Source organism: Massilia sp. LMS1-1-1.1 (assembly GCF_040815535.1).
Lineage (GTDB): Bacteria > Pseudomonadota > Gammaproteobacteria > Burkholderiales > Burkholderiaceae_D > Janthinobacterium > Janthinobacterium aestuarii.
This window is the reverse complement of sequence record NZ_JBFPNG010000001.1, coordinates 1395047-1412429: the sequence shown is the minus strand read 5'-3', so window position 1 is coordinate 1412429 and position 17383 is coordinate 1395047. Positions and strand designations below refer to the sequence as shown.

Sequence of the window (17383 nt, the reverse complement as noted above, 5' to 3'; positions counted from 1 at the left end):
TTCCATGATTAAACATCAAGGTGAGCCGCTAGCCTGGCTCTGAATCAGGAACTCCCATGCGCCGCAAGATCCCCAGCAACGCCGCACTGATGGCATTCGAGGCCGCCGCCCGCCATGGCAGTTTCGCCCGGGCGGCGGCGGAGTTGTCACTGACGGAAGGGGCCATCAGCCGTCAGATTGGCCGGCTGGAAGCCTTTCTTGGCGTCACCTTGTTTGAAAGAGTCGGCAATCGCGTGCGGCTATTGCCGAACGGGGAGCGCTATGCGGCGCAGGTGCGCGAGTCGCTCGACCGGCTGGAGCGGGACAGCCAGTACCTGATGGGACAGCCAGTCGATGGCGCAAGCCTCGACATTGCCGTCATCCCGACGTTCGCGATGCGGTGGCTGATTCCCCGCTTGCCACAATTCCAGCAGCAGCATCCGCACATTTGCGTGCATCTTGCAGAGCGGATGGAACCCTTCGTTCTTGCCGGCAGCGGCTTCGATGCCGCCATCCATTTCGAGCATCCGGCCTGGACAGGAATGCGTACGTATCCGTTGCTGCATGAGGTGCTGGTGCCGGTTTGCCATCCCGCACTTCTGAAAGAGGGCAAAGGAGCAACGGCACTGGACACGCTGCCGCGTCTGCACCGGCGGCAGAACCCGGATGCCTGGGAACGTTATTCCCAGGAAACCGGAGTCGCGCTGAGCAATCCTGCGACCGGTGCGCGCTACGATCTGCATGCCATGCTGATCGAGGCGGCATTGGCCGGCCTCGGCGTCGCCCTGGTGCCGCGCCTTTACGTGGAAACGGAGCTGGCGCAAGGCCGCTTGGCCGCTCCATGGCCCGATGGAAAAACCATCTCCAAGACCTTCTGCATCGTCCTTCCCGAGCCTATCGGCTTGAGCGGAAAACCGGTCCAGGCATTGACGCAATGGATACTGGACGAGGCGAAGAACACAACGATGGCTGTGCCGAAGACCTAGCTGATCAAGCGCGGCCCAGCGTTGAGATGTTCGCCTGCGCCGCGTTCCATTCTCTCTTTCCTGCATTCCATCCCCCGATTTGCGTCCTTCATCACTGTCATCAACCTGGCGACATGGCTTTGGCCTATGATGTGCTGGCACATGCAAAATTATTATGTTTTCCTCCATCCTACAACCATGAGGTGTCCATGATTCGCTATGTCCTGCCTGTCCTGTTGTTCGCCAGCGCACTGCCGGCGCACGCCCAAGCCCCTGTCAAGGAAACGCCGCTGATCGAGCGGGCCAAGCTGTTCGGTAATCCCAGCAAGTCCGGTGGCAAGCTCAGTCCCGATGGGCAGTGGCTGTCGTGGATCGCGCCGCGCGATGGCGTGCTCAATGTGTGGGTGGCGCCGGCCAATGACCTGGCGCAGGCGCGTCCGTTGACGGAAGAAAAAGTGCGGCCCATCCGCAGCAGCTTCTGGTCGCCCGATTCGAAGACCCTGCTGTTTATCCAGGACAAGGGCGGCGACGAGAATTTCCTCCTGTACGGCGTGAACGTGGCGAGCGGCAAGCAGATCAGCTACACGCCGTTCGAGAAGACGCGCGTGCGGATCGTCCAGATCAGCAGCAAGGTGAAGGACCGCATCCTCGTCGGCATCAATAACCGCGATGCGCGCTGGCACGACGTGTACAGCCTCGACCTGGCCAGCGGCAAGCTGACCCTGGTGCAGCAGAACGATGGCTATGGCGGCTACCTGGCCGATGAGTTGCTCAATTTGCGCGTCGCCAGCAAGGCGCGCGCCGATGGCGGCATGCAGTATTTCCGCCTGACGGATGGCAAGGTCGAGAGCACGCCGCTGGCCGAGGTGGGCCTGGAAGACTCGCAGACCACGGCGCCGCTGGGGTTTACGGTCGACGGCAAGACCCTGTACTGGACCGATTCGCGCGGCCGCAATACTTCGGCGCTGCTGGCGCAAGACGTGGCCAGCGGCAAGAGCACGGTCGTGGCGCAAGACCAGCGCTCCGACATCGCCGATGCGCTGTACGACACGCGCACGGGCCAGGTGCAGGCGTATACGGTCAATTATCTGCAGCAGGAATATCTGCCGCTGACGAACGACCTGAAAGCCGACCTGGCCTTCCTGAAGAAAAACACGAAGGGCCAGTTCACAGTGACGTCGCGCACGGATGCCGACGACAAGTGGCTGGTGTCCGTCGATGCCGTCACGGCGCCGCCATCGAGCTGGCTGTACGAGCGCAAGACCAAAAAGCTCACGCGTTTGTATGTGACCCGGCCGGAATTGGAAGGCGCGCCGCTGGTGCCCATGTATCCGCAGCAACTCAAGGCGCGCGACGGCCTGACTCTGGTGTCCTACCTGACCTTGCCGCAGGCGTCGAAGGCGACGGCCGACGGCAAGGCCACGCAGGCGGTGCCGATGGTGCTGCTGGTGCACGGCGGCCCGTGGGCGCGCGACACCTATGGCTACAACGGCTACCACCAGTGGCTGGCCAACCGCGGCTATGCCGTGCTGTCGGTGAACTTCCGCGGCTCGACGGGTTTTGGCAAGCAATTCATTTCGGCCGGCGACCTGCAGTGGGGCCGCAAGATGCATGACGACCTGCTCGACGCCGTGCAGTGGGCAGTCAAGAGCGGCGTGACCACGGCCGACAAGGTGGCCATCATGGGCGGTTCGTATGGCGGCTACGCCACCCTGGCCGGCATGGCGTTCACGCCGACGACGTTTGCCTGCGGCGTCGACATCGTCGGCCCGTCCAACCTGTTTACCCTGCTGCAAACCATCCCGCCGTACTGGGAAGCGGGCAAGCAGCAGTTCTACAAGCGCATGGGCGACCCGACGACGGAAGAGGGCAAGGCGCTGCTGAAGGAGCGCTCGCCGCTGAACTTTGCGCAAAACATCCAGCGCCCGCTGCTGATTGGCCAGGGCGCCAACGACCCGCGCGTGAACGTGGCCGAATCGGACCAGATCGTGGCGGCCATGGCGGCGAAGAATATTCCCGTCACGTATGTGCTGTTCCCCGATGAGGGCCATGGTTTTGCCCGGCCCGTCAACAACATCGCCTTCAATGCGGTGACGGAGAACTTCCTGGGGCAATGCCTGTCTGGCCGCGCCGAACCAATTGGCGCCACCCTGAAGGCGTCCACGGCGCAGGTCAAGCATGGCGCCGAGTTCGCGCCGGGCCTGCCGCAAGCGATGCAGTAAAGCTGCCACCAGGTGGCACGGCCTGCCAGGCACCCAGCCTGGCAGGCCATACTGCCCGCCGACAAGAAATTATGGGCGGGTGGCTTGCAAGATGACAGTCTCCGGCGTTGCGTGCGTACAACTGACTTTGGGGTGCGCAAGGACGGTTCGCTGTGGCCGTCGCCGATGAGCGGCGGGCATAACACACGTCGAATGGGTCAATCCCACCTTCCAAAGGCTTTCTTTTTCTCATTTGTTGTTAATAAATACATCATTTCAACAATAATTGTTTTTCGTTAAAAAACTTCCCTATTTGATAATATTTTTGGAATTGCTTTCCTTGTAAGTCGTAGTAGCATGGATTGACGTAAAGCAAGTTTCAACCATGCTGGGAAGCCATCTTCAGTCCTGTTGACGGTCGCTGTCATCGGCATGCAGGGTTGCCATGACCGTTATCCGTACAAGGCCCAGCGCCAGGATAAATGTATCGAGGGAAGACAAATGTTTCTAAATTTCACGAAATTTGGATGGCTATCCACGCCTGTCAGCGGTGTTGATTGTCTCGTTGCCGGAGACCCTGGCACACCTGCTGTCCAGATGCTGGCGCGATTGTGGCTGACGCGCCTGGCGGGAGCCCTGCTGTTTGTCTTGCTGTCCCTGTGGTCGCACCAGGCTTCCGCCGCCAGTACCTGCCCGAGTCCGCGCGCCGTCAGCATCGTCGCGGGGGGCGAGTATTATGAGGATTACACCAATGCGCCTTGCTCCCAGTTCGGCCTGACGGGCACCCTGGTGGCGCCGCTCCATGGCACGCTGGAAGATTCGAATGCCACGAATGCCGTGCGCTACCGGAATACCAATCTCAGTGCGACCTCGGACACGTTTACCGTCAGGGACGACGTGGGGCAGCCCATCGTGTACAACGTCACGATCACGTCCGCCATCGTGCTGGCACCGGCCACCGTGCCGAATGCCACGGTGGCCCAGCCTTACTCGACGACAACCTTGACGGCGACGGGTGGCGCGGCGCCATACACCTACGCGGTCAGCGCGGGCGCCTTGCCGGCGGGCATGAGTTTGAGTGGCGGCGGTGTGCTGTCGGGTACGCCGACAGCGGGCGGCACCTTCAACTTCACCGTGCGCGCCACGGACTCGCTGGCCGTCAATGGCACGCGCGCCTATACGCTGACGGTCGCCGCGCCCACCATCGCCATCGCGCCGACGACCCTGCTGGCGATGACAGCCGGCGTTGCCTATACCGAAACGATTGCCGCCAGCGGCGGAGCCGGCACGTACACCTATGCCAGAACGGCCGGCAGCCTGCCCGCAGGCTTGACCCTGGCGGCGAACGGCACCCTGTCCGGCACGCCCACGGCGGCCGGGGCCTACAGCTTTACCGTCACCGCCACCGACAGCAGCACCGGCGCCGGACCATACTCCGGCGCACGCGCCTATTCCGGCACGGTGGCTGCCGGTGCGCCCGTTGCCGGCAATGTCAGCGCCACGGTGGCCTACGGCAGCAGCGCCAACCCGATCACGCTGAACCTGAGCGGCGGCGCGGCAACGTCCGTGGCCGTGGCGTCCGCTGCCAGCAACGGCACGGCGACGGCCAGCGGCACCAGCATCACCTATACGCCGACGGCAGGTTACGGCGGGACGGACAGCTTTACCTACACGGCATCGAACGGCATCGGCACCTCGACGCCGGCCACCGTGACGATCACGGTCAGCGGACCGACCATCACGCTTGCGCCAAGCACCGTGCCGGCGGCAAGCGTGGGGGCGGCCTACAGCCAAAGCGTGACGGCCGCGAACGGCGGCGCGCCATACACTTACGCCATCAGCGCCGGCGCCTTGCCGGCCGGGTTGAGTCTGAATACGTCCACCGGTCTGCTGTCGGGTACGCCAATGGCGGGCGGTACCTTCAACTTCACCGTGCGCGCCACGGACAGTTCGACAGGCAGCGGCCCATATTCGGGCGCGCAAGCCTATTCGATGACGGTGGCGGCGCCGACGATCAGTATCGCGCCAGCGACCCTGCCGGTGCCGACAGTGGGTGTGGCCTACAGCCAGGGCATCACGGCGACCGGCGGCACGGCAGCATATAGCTATGCCGTCACTGCCGGCAGCGTGCCTGGGGGCTTGAACCTGGCGCCGGACGGCACTTTGTCCGGCACGCCCACGGCGGCCGGAGCGTACAGCTTTACCGTCACCGCCACCGACAGCAGCACCGGCGCCGGCCCATACTCCGGCTCACGCGCCTATTCCGGCACGGTGGCTGCCGGTGCGCCCGTTGCCGGCAATGTGAGCGCCACGGTGGCGTATGGCAGCAGCGCTAACCCGATCACGCTTAACCTGAGCGGCGGCGCGGCAACCTCGGTGGCTGTGGCATCTGCCGCCAGCCACGGCACGGCGACATCCAGCGGCACCAGCATCACCTATACGCCGACGGCAGGCTACGTCGGGCCGGACAGCTTTACCTACACGGCCAGCAACGGTATCGGCACGTCGGCACCGGCCACCGTGAGCATTACCGTGGGCGTGCCCACTGTCAGCCTGACGCCGGCGAGCTTGCCCAATGCAACGGCGGAAACGCCATATAGCGCCACCGTCACGGCGGCAGGCGGCACGGCGCCATACGCCTACAGCGTCAGCGCCGGCAGTTTGCCTGCCGGCTTGAGCCTGAACACCGCCACGGGCGTGCTGTCGGGTACGGCGAATGTGGCTGGCAGTTTCAGCTTCAGCCTGCGCGCCAGCGACAGCAGCACGGGTGTGGGCGCGCCGTTCAGCGCGACCAACAGCTATACCTTGACGATTGCCGCACCGGTGATTACGCTCACGCCGGGCACCTTGCCGGCAGCGGCGGCGGCCACGGCGTACAGCCAGCAGCTGACAGCTGCCGGTGGCGTCGGCCCGTATGCTTATACGGTCACGAGTGGCAGCCTGCCGGCAGGCCTTACCCTGAGCAGCGGCGGTTTGCTCAGCGGTACGCCAACGGCGGCCGGCAGCTTCACCTTGACCGTGCAGGCGCAGGACGCACACCAGTTCGCCGGCGCGCAAAGCTATACCCTGGCCGTGTCGTCGCCCACGCTGAGCCTGAACTTGCCGAGCCTGCCAGGTTCGACGGCGGGAACCGCTTACAGCGCCGCCATCACGGCGGCGGGCGGCACGGCGCCGTATGCCTACAGCGTCAGTGTCGGCAGTTTGCCTGCTGGCCTCAGCCTGAACGCCGCCACTGGTGTGCTGTCGGGCACGACGAACGTGGCCGGCAACTTCGCCTTCACCGTCAAGGTGACTGACAGCAGCACGGGCGTGGGGGCGCCATTCAGCGCGACCCGCAGCTACACCCTGGCGGTCGGCGCGCCGACCCTGACCCTGACGCCGGCCAGCCTGGCCGGCATCCGCATCGCCGAAGCCTACAGCCAGCAGTTCACGGCGGCAGGCGGTGTCGCACCGTATGCGTACACGCTGGCCAGCGGCACCTTGCCTGCCGGCCTGGCGCTCGATGCCGCCACGGGCGTGCTGAGCGGCACGCCCGTGGCGGGCAGCTATGCCTTCACCCTGCAGGCCAAGGATGCCAATCAGTTCACCGTGCAGCAAGCCTTGACCCTGCTGGTGAACCAGGCGCCGCCACCGGTGGCCAATGAAGCGGCCTCCACGCCGGCCAATCAGGAAGTGAGCCTGAATATCGCTTCCACCGACGGCAGCCCGATCACGGATGTCACCATTGTCACGCCGCCGCAGCATGGCCGCGTCACGGTGACGACGACGGGCGCAGCTGCACGCATGGCGCGTGCCGCCGCCGGCGCCAGCTTCAAGGTGACGTATGTGCCGAATGCCGACTACTTCGGTGCGGATAGCTTTGCCTACACGGCAACGGGCCCGGGCGGCACGTCGGCACCGGCTGTCGTCAGCCTGACGGTGGCGCCATTGCCCCCGCCAGTCCCCGTCGTCAAGACTGCAACGGCAGAGCCCGGCGGATCTGTCACGCTGAACGTGACGGAAGGCGCCACGGGCGGCCCGTTCACTTCGGTGGCCATTACGACGCAGCCTGCCAGCGGCACGGCGGTGGTCAGCGGGCTGAATATCGTCTACACGCCCGGCGCCGATAGCAGCGGCGACATCAGCATCGGCTACACACTGTCGAACGTGTTCGGCACCTCGGCGCCGATCAAGGCCAGCATCAGCGTCAATCCGATGCCGCAAGTGCTCAGCCAGAGCGCGACTGTGGTGGCCGGCCTGACGGTTACTGTCGACCTGACGGCGGGCGCCACGGGCGGTCCGTTCACGGCGGCGAATATCCTGAGCGTGGCACCGGCCGAGGCGGGCAAGGTGGTGGTGCGCGACGTGGGCACGGCCGGCAAGCCGTCGTACCAGCTGAGCTTTGCGGCCTCGGGCAAGTTCGCCGGCGCGGCCGTCGTCAGCTACACCCTGAGCAATGCCTTTGCCACCTCGAAACCGGGCGTGGTCAACGTGACGGTGACTGCGCGGCGCGACCCGTCGGTCGATCCGGAAGTGATCGGCTTGCAGGCGGCGCAAGCCGATGCGGCGCGGCGTTTCGCCAGCGCGCAGCTGTCGAACTTCACGCAGCGTCTGGAAAGCCTGCATGGCGATGGCTGGGGAAGGTCGAGCTTTGGCCTGAGCCTGACGCCGCCGAACGACAGCGGCAACCCGACGGCGGCGCTGGCGCGCTGGCAGGCGGACGAAGCGGACCGCGTGTTCGGCACGGCCGTCAAACCATTCATGCGCAAGGCGGCCTTGCGTCCGAGTGACGCCGGTTTCAGCAGCGATGCGCGGCAGCAGGCGGACGTCAGCGGTGCCGCCAGCGGCTTGCCGGACATGCCGCAAAAGCCCGACACGCAGAAGCAGGCCTTGTCTCTGTGGCTTGGTGGCGCGGTCGACTTCGGCCAGCACTATGTGAACGGCCGCGAGACGGGCTTCCGCTTCCGCACCAACGGCGTGAGCGTGGGCGGCGACTACCGCCTCAGCGACCTGGCGACCGTGGGCGTGGGCGCCGGTTTCAGCCATGACCGCAGCGACGTGGGCCAGAACGGCAGCCGCAGCACGGCCGACAGCGCCGTGGCAGCCGTGTATGGCAGCCTGCGTCCGAGCAAGGGCGTCTTCCTCGATGGCGTGCTTGGCTACGGCACCTTGCAGTACGACGCATCGCGCTACCTGAGCGATGGCAGCGGTTTCGCCACGGGCGAGCGCGACGGCAAGCAGGTGTTCGGCGCGCTCGTCGGTGGCATCGAGATGCGCCAGGAAACCTGGATGTGGTCGCCATACGGCCGCGTGGAACTGATGTCGGCCAAGCTCGATCCGTACACGGAAAAGGCGGCAGGCATCAATGCCCTGAGCTACTTCAAGCAGACCGTGCGTTCGCGCATCGGCGCGCTCGGCGTGCGGGCCGAGGGCATCTATGTGGGCGGCCTGGGCACGTGGTTCCCGCGCGCGCGGCTCGAGTATCGCCACCAGTTCCAGGGCGCCGATGATGCGCGCCTGGCCTATGCCGACCTGGCGGCCGACGGCCCCGTGTACGTGATCCGCACGGTGCCGCAGCAGACGGGCAACTGGACGGCGGGCCTGGGCGTGAAACTGCTGCTGTCGAACGGCATGACCATCACCGTCGACTACAACAGCAATCTGAGTATGGAGAGCGGACGTACCCAGTCGGTGATGTTCGGTATCGCCATGCCGCTCAGGTAGCGCTGCGAATAAAGGGAGTGACGCCGCGGGGCGGGAGCAGCTTGCTTCCGCCCCGCAGTGCATGTGGCGTCTGTTTTTTCATATCATTGCCGTGTCGGGACAGCAATGATTCCATTAGAATCAGGCATCGTCTTCACCACACTGCTTACGGAATGGAATGCCTGGAATGATGACTGTCCTGACCATCGAACATTTTGCCGCGCGCGTCAACGAGACGTTTATTGCGGCCAGTGACGGCAACGCCGCCTTTGTCCTGAAGGAAGTGCAGCCGCTGCCGTCAGCGACCCTGGAGGGATTGATGCGCAAGCCGTTCAGTCTGCTGTTTCACCATAGCTCGCCCATCCTGTTCAGCCAGAAAATCTTCCAGATGCAGCATGAGGCGTTTGGCGAGGTGGGTATCTTTTTGGTGCCGGTGGCGCGTGACAGCCACGGCTTTCTGTACCAGGCCGTGTTCAACTGAGGCCAGTACGCGAGAAGGACAGGGCGGCGCCGCGATGGCGCCGCCTGCCTGGATGAATCCAGCTTAATCAAAAGACGGGAATTCGCCTTGCAGCGCGATGCAGAAATTCAACGCCAGCATCGGCTGGCGGTTTTCGTGCGACTGGCCGCCACCGGCAGTGCCGATCGCGGTCGGCGACAGCGATACATTGGGTGGCGTTGCCGGCACGAACGCGGACGTGCCGCCAAGGGCAATCAAGCCATCGCCCGGAAGCGGTGTGTTGTGCTGCAGGGCGGCGGTGGGCTGGCGGTACACATTGAGTTGGTGGGCGTGGTTCGGCATTTCCGTGGCGTTCAAGGTGACACTGTTGGTGCCGAAGGTCTCGCCCATCACGCGCGGTGTCAGGCCCGGCCCCTGGCCCTGGCTGCACGGCGCGCGTCCCGTGAAGTTGGGCAACTGGAAGGTCGTGGTCCCATTGCCGCCATACTGCGTGCCGATCAAGGCAAACAGGGCGGAATATTGCTGGATTTGCAGGGTGGCGCCATTGCAGCTGGCCCATCCGTAGGGTGTGAAATTGAAGCCGAAGACTTGTATTTCGCCAAGGTATGGTGAGGTCACGGTAGGTTCTCCTGATCGATTTTAGGGGCTGCGCTTGCGTGCCGGCTGTTATTGCGGCGATGGGAAAATGCCTGCCCATGCGATGCAAAATGACGCTGTCAGGGTTGGCATGGTGTTCTCGTGCGGCAGGTTGCCGCCTGTCGCGCCCGTGGAGGCCGGTGCCAGTGCATAGGCGGTCAGGCCGGTCAGGTCGCTCGTGTACATCTTGTCGTTATTCGACGGGGCAGTCAGCAGCAGGTTGGCCGCCGGCACGTTCGAGGTCGCCAGGGTGCTGTTCACACTGAACGGGTGCGTATGCAAAGGAAGCTGGGTCGGCAGAAGGGTCACCGATTCGCTGCCGCTTCGTTGCCCGAGGGGGCGATTGCTCAGGCCGATGCCGGTACCCATGTGCAGGGGAACCTGGCCGCGCAGGTCGGGCACGGCGAAGGTGTTGACGCCGTCGCCGCCGTAGGTGGTGCCCAGCAGGGTGAACAGGACTTCATTCTCGGCGATCGATTTCAGGCTGCCGTCGCAGGCGAACCAGCCGCTGGGAATGCGGGGAAAGGCAAACAGGCGAATTTCGCCGACATAGGGTGTGGTCATGACTATGCTCCGTAAGAAGTGGCGGATTCGTTAGTTGCGCGACGGGAAGATACCGCTCAAGGCGATATTGAAGTTGATGACCGAGAACGGCTGCATGTTGGGATGCGCCTGGTTGCCGCCGGACAACGCCAAGGTCTGGCTGGACAGGGTCACTTGCGGTCCCGCCGAACCGTAGATGGATTCCGCGCCACTGCCGCCAAACAGGGTATTGGTGGGGTTTTTCGAGGTGCCGGGCGTCGTCACCGCATTGGCCGCATGCGTGTGCGGCGGAATTTGGGTCGCTAGCAAGGTGACAGTCTCCTGCCCCGCCCGCGTACCGGTCTGGTATGGCGATGGTTGCCACGCGCCATCGGCCGAAGCACCCGCGCCAACCGGGGTACAGCCTTGCAAGTTAGGCAAGGCAAAGGTAGTACTGCCGTTCCCCCCGTAAGCGGTACCCAGCAGTGCAAACAGCGCCTGATTCTGCGCAATGGGCAGCAATTGCCCGTTACATGCTGCAAAGCCACGCGGCGCAAAATTGAAGCCGCCCATCATGATTTGTCCTAGATACACATCAGCCATCATCGTTCTCCCACGGTTGGAATGCAGCTCAATGGCAAACGAATAATATTTTCCATTTGCAATCAATGTTGCGTTTTAAAAAACCCTTTTTGTTATAGTTACTTTATTGAAATCTCGGAGTAGCATACGTTGTCATATGGCAAGCGTCAACATATGTTGGCACTGTAGAAGAGCCCGGAATGGGCAGCGCTGACGGCCTGAAATCACCTTCATTTTTGTCTGAAAAACTCTGTATTGGAGAAACTATGTCGCGTATTTGCAACGACATCATCGGCCGCCCGGCACATGCTTTCCTGCCCGCCTTGTTTGCTGTCAATCAGAGGCGAATGTCGGATCGCGGCGCCAGCGTGACGTCGTTAGCTTGCCGTCTCGGGCAGTGGTTCGCTGCGCTGTGCTTGGTGATGCTGGCGTTCGGTGTGACTCCCGCGCTGGCGGCAGGTCCGAGCCTTATCTGTCCTACCCCGCAGAGTTTTACCGTCGCCTCGGGCGCTTCGTATGTCATCGACCTGTCGAGCTGCAACACCTTCGGCCTGAACGATAATGGCGCGACAGCATTGCACGGCACGATTACCGGTCTCACCAACAATCAGGATAACAAGGCAACCTATACCAATAATGGTGATGGCGCGCTGTCCGATACGTTTGTGCTGCTCGATGAGTCGCAAGGAGAGATCACCTTTAATGTGACCGTCTTGCCCGCTGCTAATGCATTCACTGTGTCGCCGGGCAGTTTGACGGCGCCCGTGATCGGCACACCTTACAGCCAGGCTATGTCGGCGAGCGGCGGCGCGGCTCCCTACAATTACGCGTTGGATTCCGGCACTTTGCCCCTTGGCATCACCGTGTCGTCGAGCGGCGTGATTTCCGGTACTGTGAAGGCTACCGGCTCCTTTGCCTTTGGCATCAAGGTCACCGATGCGACCGCAGGCACGCCGCAGGTGGTCATCAAGAACTATTCCGTGACGGTCGCCATACCGATCCTGTCCATCACGCCTACCGTCCTGACGGCGGGAGGCTTGGCGACGCCGTATAGCGAGCAGATGTCGACCGCAAATGGCACCGAGCCCTATACGTATGTGGTGGAGTCGGGCGCTTTGCCAGCGGGCCTGAACTTGTCATCCAGTGGCTTGTTGTCGGGCACGCCCACCGCCCTGGGTACCTATAACTTTGTGATCAAATCGACCGATGTCACGGGCGGCAACGGACCGTACAACACGTCGCGCAGCTATTCCATGGTGATCAACGCCCAGCCGCCGCCGACCATCACCGGCGTGACGCCCGCGTCCGGCCCAGCCTCTGGCGGCACGGCCGTCACAATTACCGGTACCGGCTTTACAGGCGTCACGGCGCTGAAGTTTGGCGCCAACAATGGCGTCGCCGTTACCGTCGTCAATGCCACGACCATGACCGCCACGTCGCCAGCCGGCAGTGCCGGTACCGTGAACGTGACCGTTACCGCAGCTGGCGGCACCAGCGCCACCGATGCCGCCAACCAGTTCACGTATATTCCTGCGCCGACGGTCACCGGCATTTCGCCCACGGCAGGTCCTACCGCCGGCGGCACGAGCGTCACCATCACGGGCACGGGCTTTACGGGCGCCACGGCGGTGACCTTCGGTGCCACGGCAGCGACTGGCTACACGGTCAACAGCGCCACGCAGATCACGGCGACGGCACCGAGCGGCAGCGGCACGGTCGATGTACGCGTCACCACGACGGGCGGCACCAGCGCCACCGGCGCGGCGGACCAGTACACCTATGCGGCAGCGCCGACGGTGACGAGCATTTCGCCCACGACGGGCCCGGCCACCGGCGGCGGCACCGTCACCATCACCGGCACAGGCTTTGGCGGCACGACGGCGGTGACCTTCGGCGCCACGGCGGCGACGGGCTTTACGGTCAACAGCGCCACGCAGATCACGGCGACGGCGCCCGCGGGCACGGGCACGGTGGACGTGCGCGTGACCACGGCAGGCGGCACCAGCGCCACCAGCGCGGCGGATCAATATACGTATGTGGCGGCACCGGCGGTCACGAGCATTTCGCCGACCACGGGTCCGGCCACCGGCGGCACGACCGTCATCATCACCGGTTCGAACTTTAGCGGCACGACGGCCGTGACTTTCGGCGCCACGGCGGCCACCGGCTTTACCGTCAACAGCGCCACGCAGATCACGGCGACGGCGCCGGCAGGCAGCGCGGGCACGGTCAACGTGCGCGTGACCACGGTGGGCGGTACTAGCGCCACCGGCGCGGCCGATCAATTCACCTATTTCGGTGCACCGGTTGCCGGCGCCGTCAGCGCCACGGTGGCCTACGGCAGCAGCGCCAACGCGATCCCCCTTAACCTGAGCGGCGGCGCGGCGACCTCGGTGGCCATCGCCACCGGCGCTTCGCACGGCACGGCTAGCGCCAGCGGCAACAGCATCACCTATACGCCGACGCCAGGTTACGGCGGGGCAGACAGTTTCACCTATACGGCCACCAATATCGTCGGTACCTCGGCGCCGGCCACCGTGACGATCACGGTCGGCGCACCCACCCTGACGATTGCGCCAGGCACCGTGCCCGCGGCAACCGTAGGGGTGGCCTACAGCCAGACCGTGACGGCTGCGAACGGCGCCGCGCCATACATCTATGCCATCAGTGCTGGCGCCTTGCCGGCTGGCCTGAGCCTGTCCAGCAGTGGCCTGCTGTCCGGCACGACGCATGTGACGGGCAGCTTCCCGTTCAGCATCACGGTCACGGACAGCAGCACGGGTGTGGGCGCGCCGTTCAGCGCGACCAACAGCTACACGCTGGCCGTCGCCGCACCGGTCCTGACCCTGACGCCAGCCAGCCTGGCGGCCATCCGTGTCGGCGACGCCTACAGCCAGACCTTCACGGCCGCGGGCGGCGTCGCGCCATATGCCTACTCCGTGAGTGGCGGCGCCTTGCCCACCGGCCTGGTGCTCGATGCGGCGACCGGCATCGTCAGCGGCACGCCGACGGTGGCGGGCAGTTATGCCTTTACCCTGCAAGCCAAGGATGCCAACCAGTTCACGGTGCAGCAGGCGTTGACCCTGCTGGTGAACCAGGCGCCGCCGCCGGTGCCCAATGAAACGGCGACGACCTCGGCCAACCAGGAAGTGAGCCTGACCATCGCTTCCACGGATGGCAGCCCGATCACGGCAGTGACCATCGTCACGCCGCCGCAGCATGGGACCGTCACGGTGGTGTCGAGCGGTGCGGCGGGCGGCGGCAATCTCGCGTTCAAGGTGACGTATGTGCCGAATGCCAACTACTTCGGTCCCGACGCCTTCAGCTACACGGCGACGGGCCCGGGCGGCACTTCCGCGCCGGCGACGGTCAGCGTGACGGTGGCGCCGCAGCCTGTCCCCGTTCCGGTGGCGAAGACGGCCACGGTCCTGGCCGGCACGCCGGTCACCCTGAACGTGACGGAAGGCGCCACGGGCGGCCCGTTCACTTCGGTGGCCATCACGACGCCGCCAGCCAGCGGCACGGCGGTGGTCAGCGGGCTGAATATCGTCTACACGCCCGGCGCCGATAGCAGCGGCGACATCAGCATCGGCTACACACTGTCGAACGTGTTCGGCACCTCGGCGCCGATCAAGGCCAGCATCAGCGTCAACCCGATGCCGCAAGTGCTCAGCCAGAGCGCCACGGTGGTGGCGGGCCTGACGGTCACTGTCGACCTGACGGCGGGCGCCACGGGCGGCCCGTTCACGGCGGCGAATATCCTGAGCGTGGCACCGGCCGAAGCGGGCAAGGTGGTGGTGCGCGACGTGGGCACGGCCGGCAAGCCGTCGTACCAGCTGAGCTTTGCGGCCTCGGGCAAGTTCGCCGGCGCGGCCGTCGTCAGCTACACCCTGAGCAATGCCTTTGCCACCTCGAAACCGGGCGTGGTCAACGTGACGGTGACGGCGCGGCGCGACCCGTCGGTCGATCCGGAAGTGATCGGCCTGCAGGCGGCGCAAGCCGATGCGGCGCGGCGTTTCGCCAGCGCGCAGTTGTCGAACTTCACGCAGCGTCTGGAAAGCCTGCATGGCGACGGCTGGGGAAGGTCGAGCTTTGGCCTGAGCCTGACGCCGCCGAACGACAGCGGCAACCCGACGGCGGCGCTGGCGCGCTGGCAGGCGGACGAAGCGGACCGCGTGTTCGGCACGGCCGTCAAACCATTCATGCGCAAGGCGGCCTTGCGTCCGAGTGACGCCGGTTTCAGCAGCGATGCGCGGCAGCAGGCCGACGTCAGCGGCGCCACCAGCGGCTTGCCGGACATGCCGCAAAAGCCCGACACGCAGAAGCAGGCCTTGTCTCTGTGGCTCGGTGGCGCGGTCGACTTCGGCCAGCACTATGTGAACGGCCGCGAGACGGGCTTCCGCTTCCGCACCAACGGCGTGAGCGTGGGCGGCGATTACCGCCTCAGCGACCTGGCGACCGTGGGCGTGGGCGCCGGCTTCAGTCATGACCGCAGCGACGTGGGCCAGAACGGCAGCCGCAGCACGGCCGACAGCGCCGTGGCGGCCGTGTATGGCAGCCTGCGTCCGAGCAAAGGCGTCTTCCTTGACGGTGTGCTCGGCTACGGCACCTTGCAGTACGATGCGTCGCGCTACCTGAGCGATGGCAGCGGTTTCGCCACGGGCGAGCGCGACGGCAAGCAGGTGTTCGGTGCGCTGGTCGGCGGCATCGAGATGCGCCAGGACACCTGGATGTGGTCGCCCTACGGCCGCGTGGAACTGATGTCGGCCAAGCTCGATCCGTACACGGAAAAGGCGGCGGGCATCAATGCCCTGAGCTACTTCAAGCAGACCGTGCGTTCGCGCATCGGCGCGCTCGGCGTGCGGGCCGAAGGCATCTATGTGGGCGGCCTGGGCACGTGGTTCCCGCGCGCGCGGCTCGAATACCGCCACCAGTTCCAGGGCGCCGATGATGCGCGCCTGGCCTATGCCGACCTGGCGGCCGACGGCCCCGTGTACGTGATCCGCACGGTGCCGCAGCAGACGGGCAACTGGGCGGCGGGCCTGGGCGTCAAGCTGCTGCTGTCGAACGGCATGACCATCACCGTCGACTACAACAGCAATCTGAATATGGAGAGCGGGCGTACCCAGTCGGTGATGTTCGGCATCGCCATGCCGCTCAAGTAATCACCTGGCCAAGTTAGCGCTGATCGCCGGCCCGGAATCCATCCGGTCCGGCGATTTTTTTGCCCGCGCGCGTTACAGCATCCACGGATGTTCTTGCGCGCCGGCGACGATGCCGCCCAGCACGGCCTGATCGCGTTCCGCATGGCTCTGGCGCAGGAACACGGGCAGGTCGGCCGCCAGGCGCGCGAAATGGGTATCGCGGCACAGGGGACCGGCGCCCAGCGCGCGCGTGGTCAGGTGCAGGACCAGGGGGGCCGCGTCTTCCACGGCCAGGCGCAGGCGCAGCGCCAGGGCCATCGCATCGCGTTGCGGATGCGCGTCAATCTCGGCGGCGCCTTCGCGCAGCAGGGCGCCGGCCGCGCGCAAGGCGCAGTCGATCTGGCCCAGTTGCGCCAGGCGCACAGGATCGGGGGCGGCATGCTGCGCGCGCACATGCAGGTGGCCGGCGATGGCGCAGGCCGCACCATACCAGGCGGCCGCGATGCCCGCGCCGCCATGCCAGTAGCCGGGGCGTTCCAGGTAGGCGCCCGGTGCGCCCACGGGGAAGGCGCGCGCGGCGGAAAAGCTCACGTCGACGCTGTCGCAGGCCGCCATGCCGACGGCGTGCCAGCCTTCATCGGTGACGTGCACGCCCGGCTGCGACAGCGCCACGGAGGCAAGGCAAGCCTGGCCCTCGGCGTTCCAGCAGCTGATCAATGCATGGCTGAGGTCACTCGCACCGGAACACCATGCCTTGCGGCCATCGAGCACATGGCGGCCATCCGCCGTTTGCTGCAGCGTGACGCGCGCGCCCGGCAGCTCCGCGCACCACACGCCCCAGCGGCTGCCGGCCGGCGCACCGGGGCCGTCGATTTCCGCCATGATGGCCAGCGCATCGGTATGGCTTTCATACAGCTTGAGCAGGGACAGGTCGATGGCGGCGATGGCGGCCAGCATTTGCCAGCGCCGCAGGGTGGCGCCGTGGCCGGGCAGGGGCAGCTGGTCCAGGCCCGCGTCGTGCAGGCGCCGCAAGCCGTCGATGGGGGTGAAGGCGCTATCCTGTGGCTGCAGCAGGGTGGCCAGCGCGGCGTCGGATGGCAGGGAGAAAGCGTGGGTCGACATGGCAAGCTCCTTTTTTAACAGGATGGCTTTCTGCTTTTGCAATGTCCGTTCGATTCTACACCTACCCTCGCTGACGGGCTCGAGGCCGTG

Annotated in this window: 9 protein-coding genes and 1 pseudogene; 5 read left to right on the top strand and 5 right to left on the bottom strand. The window is 65.2% G+C overall.

Annotation, left to right across the window (positions count from 1 at the left end):
• The first annotated feature begins 56 nt into the window (after positions 1-56).
• From MRBLMS1_RS06540 to MRBLMS1_RS06525, 4 genes are all read left to right on the top strand, one after another.
• Positions 57-965: a LysR substrate-binding domain-containing protein gene (locus MRBLMS1_RS06540; RefSeq protein ID WP_485878455.1), complete on the top strand. Its 909-nt coding sequence runs from the start codon at positions 57-59 to the stop codon at positions 963-965.
• Between the two features lie 188 nt (positions 966-1153).
• On the top strand, positions 1154-3166 hold the full coding sequence (locus tag MRBLMS1_RS06535) for a S9 family peptidase (RefSeq protein ID WP_485878454.1): 2013 nt from the start codon (positions 1154-1156) through the stop codon (positions 3164-3166).
• Positions 3167-3742: 576 nt separating this feature from the next.
• A complete protein-coding gene (locus tag MRBLMS1_RS06530; RefSeq protein WP_485878453.1) occupies positions 3743-8848 on the top strand; it encodes a putative Ig domain-containing protein in 5106 nt (1701 codons plus the stop codon).
• 166 nt (positions 8849-9014) lie between these two features.
• On the top strand, positions 9015-9308 hold the full coding sequence (locus MRBLMS1_RS06525) for a DUF6916 family protein (protein WP_252867352.1): 294 nt from the start codon (positions 9015-9017) through the stop codon (positions 9306-9308).
• 63 nt (positions 9309-9371) lie between these two features.
• Here MRBLMS1_RS06525 and MRBLMS1_RS06520 read toward each other — a convergent pair whose 3' ends face one another.
• The 4 genes and pseudogenes from MRBLMS1_RS06520 to MRBLMS1_RS06505 form a co-directional block, all read right to left on the bottom strand.
• Positions 9372-9905 (bottom strand): phage tail protein, encoded by a 534-nt coding sequence (locus MRBLMS1_RS06520; RefSeq protein WP_456150600.1) that lies wholly within the window; start codon positions 9903-9905, stop codon positions 9372-9374.
• Positions 9906-9953: 48 nt separating this feature from the next.
• The gene (locus MRBLMS1_RS06515; RefSeq protein WP_139092831.1) at positions 9954-10487 is read right to left on the bottom strand and encodes a phage tail protein; all 534 of its coding nucleotides are present in this window, start codon (positions 10485-10487) and stop codon (positions 9954-9956) included.
• Between the two features lie 30 nt (positions 10488-10517).
• Complete coding sequence (locus MRBLMS1_RS06510) at positions 10518-10775, bottom strand: phage tail protein (RefSeq protein WP_485879013.1); 258 nt, start codon at positions 10773-10775, stop codon at positions 10518-10520.
• 99 nt (positions 10776-10874) lie between these two features.
• A pseudogene (locus MRBLMS1_RS06505) lies at positions 10875-11018 on the bottom strand (phage tail protein); the annotation flags it as partial.
• A gap of 275 nt (positions 11019-11293) precedes the next feature.
• Here MRBLMS1_RS06505 and MRBLMS1_RS06500 point away from each other — a divergent pair.
• Entirely contained in the window at positions 11294-16192 is a 4899-nt protein-coding gene (locus MRBLMS1_RS06500) for an IPT/TIG domain-containing protein (RefSeq protein ID WP_485878451.1), read from the top strand.
• Positions 16193-16264: 72 nt separating this feature from the next.
• Here MRBLMS1_RS06500 and MRBLMS1_RS06495 read toward each other — a convergent pair whose 3' ends face one another.
• Positions 16265-17293, bottom strand: coding sequence for an acyl-CoA dehydrogenase family protein (locus MRBLMS1_RS06495; RefSeq protein ID WP_485878450.1), 1029 nt, complete (start codon positions 17291-17293; stop codon positions 16265-16267).
• Positions 17294-17383 lie beyond the last annotated feature (90 nt).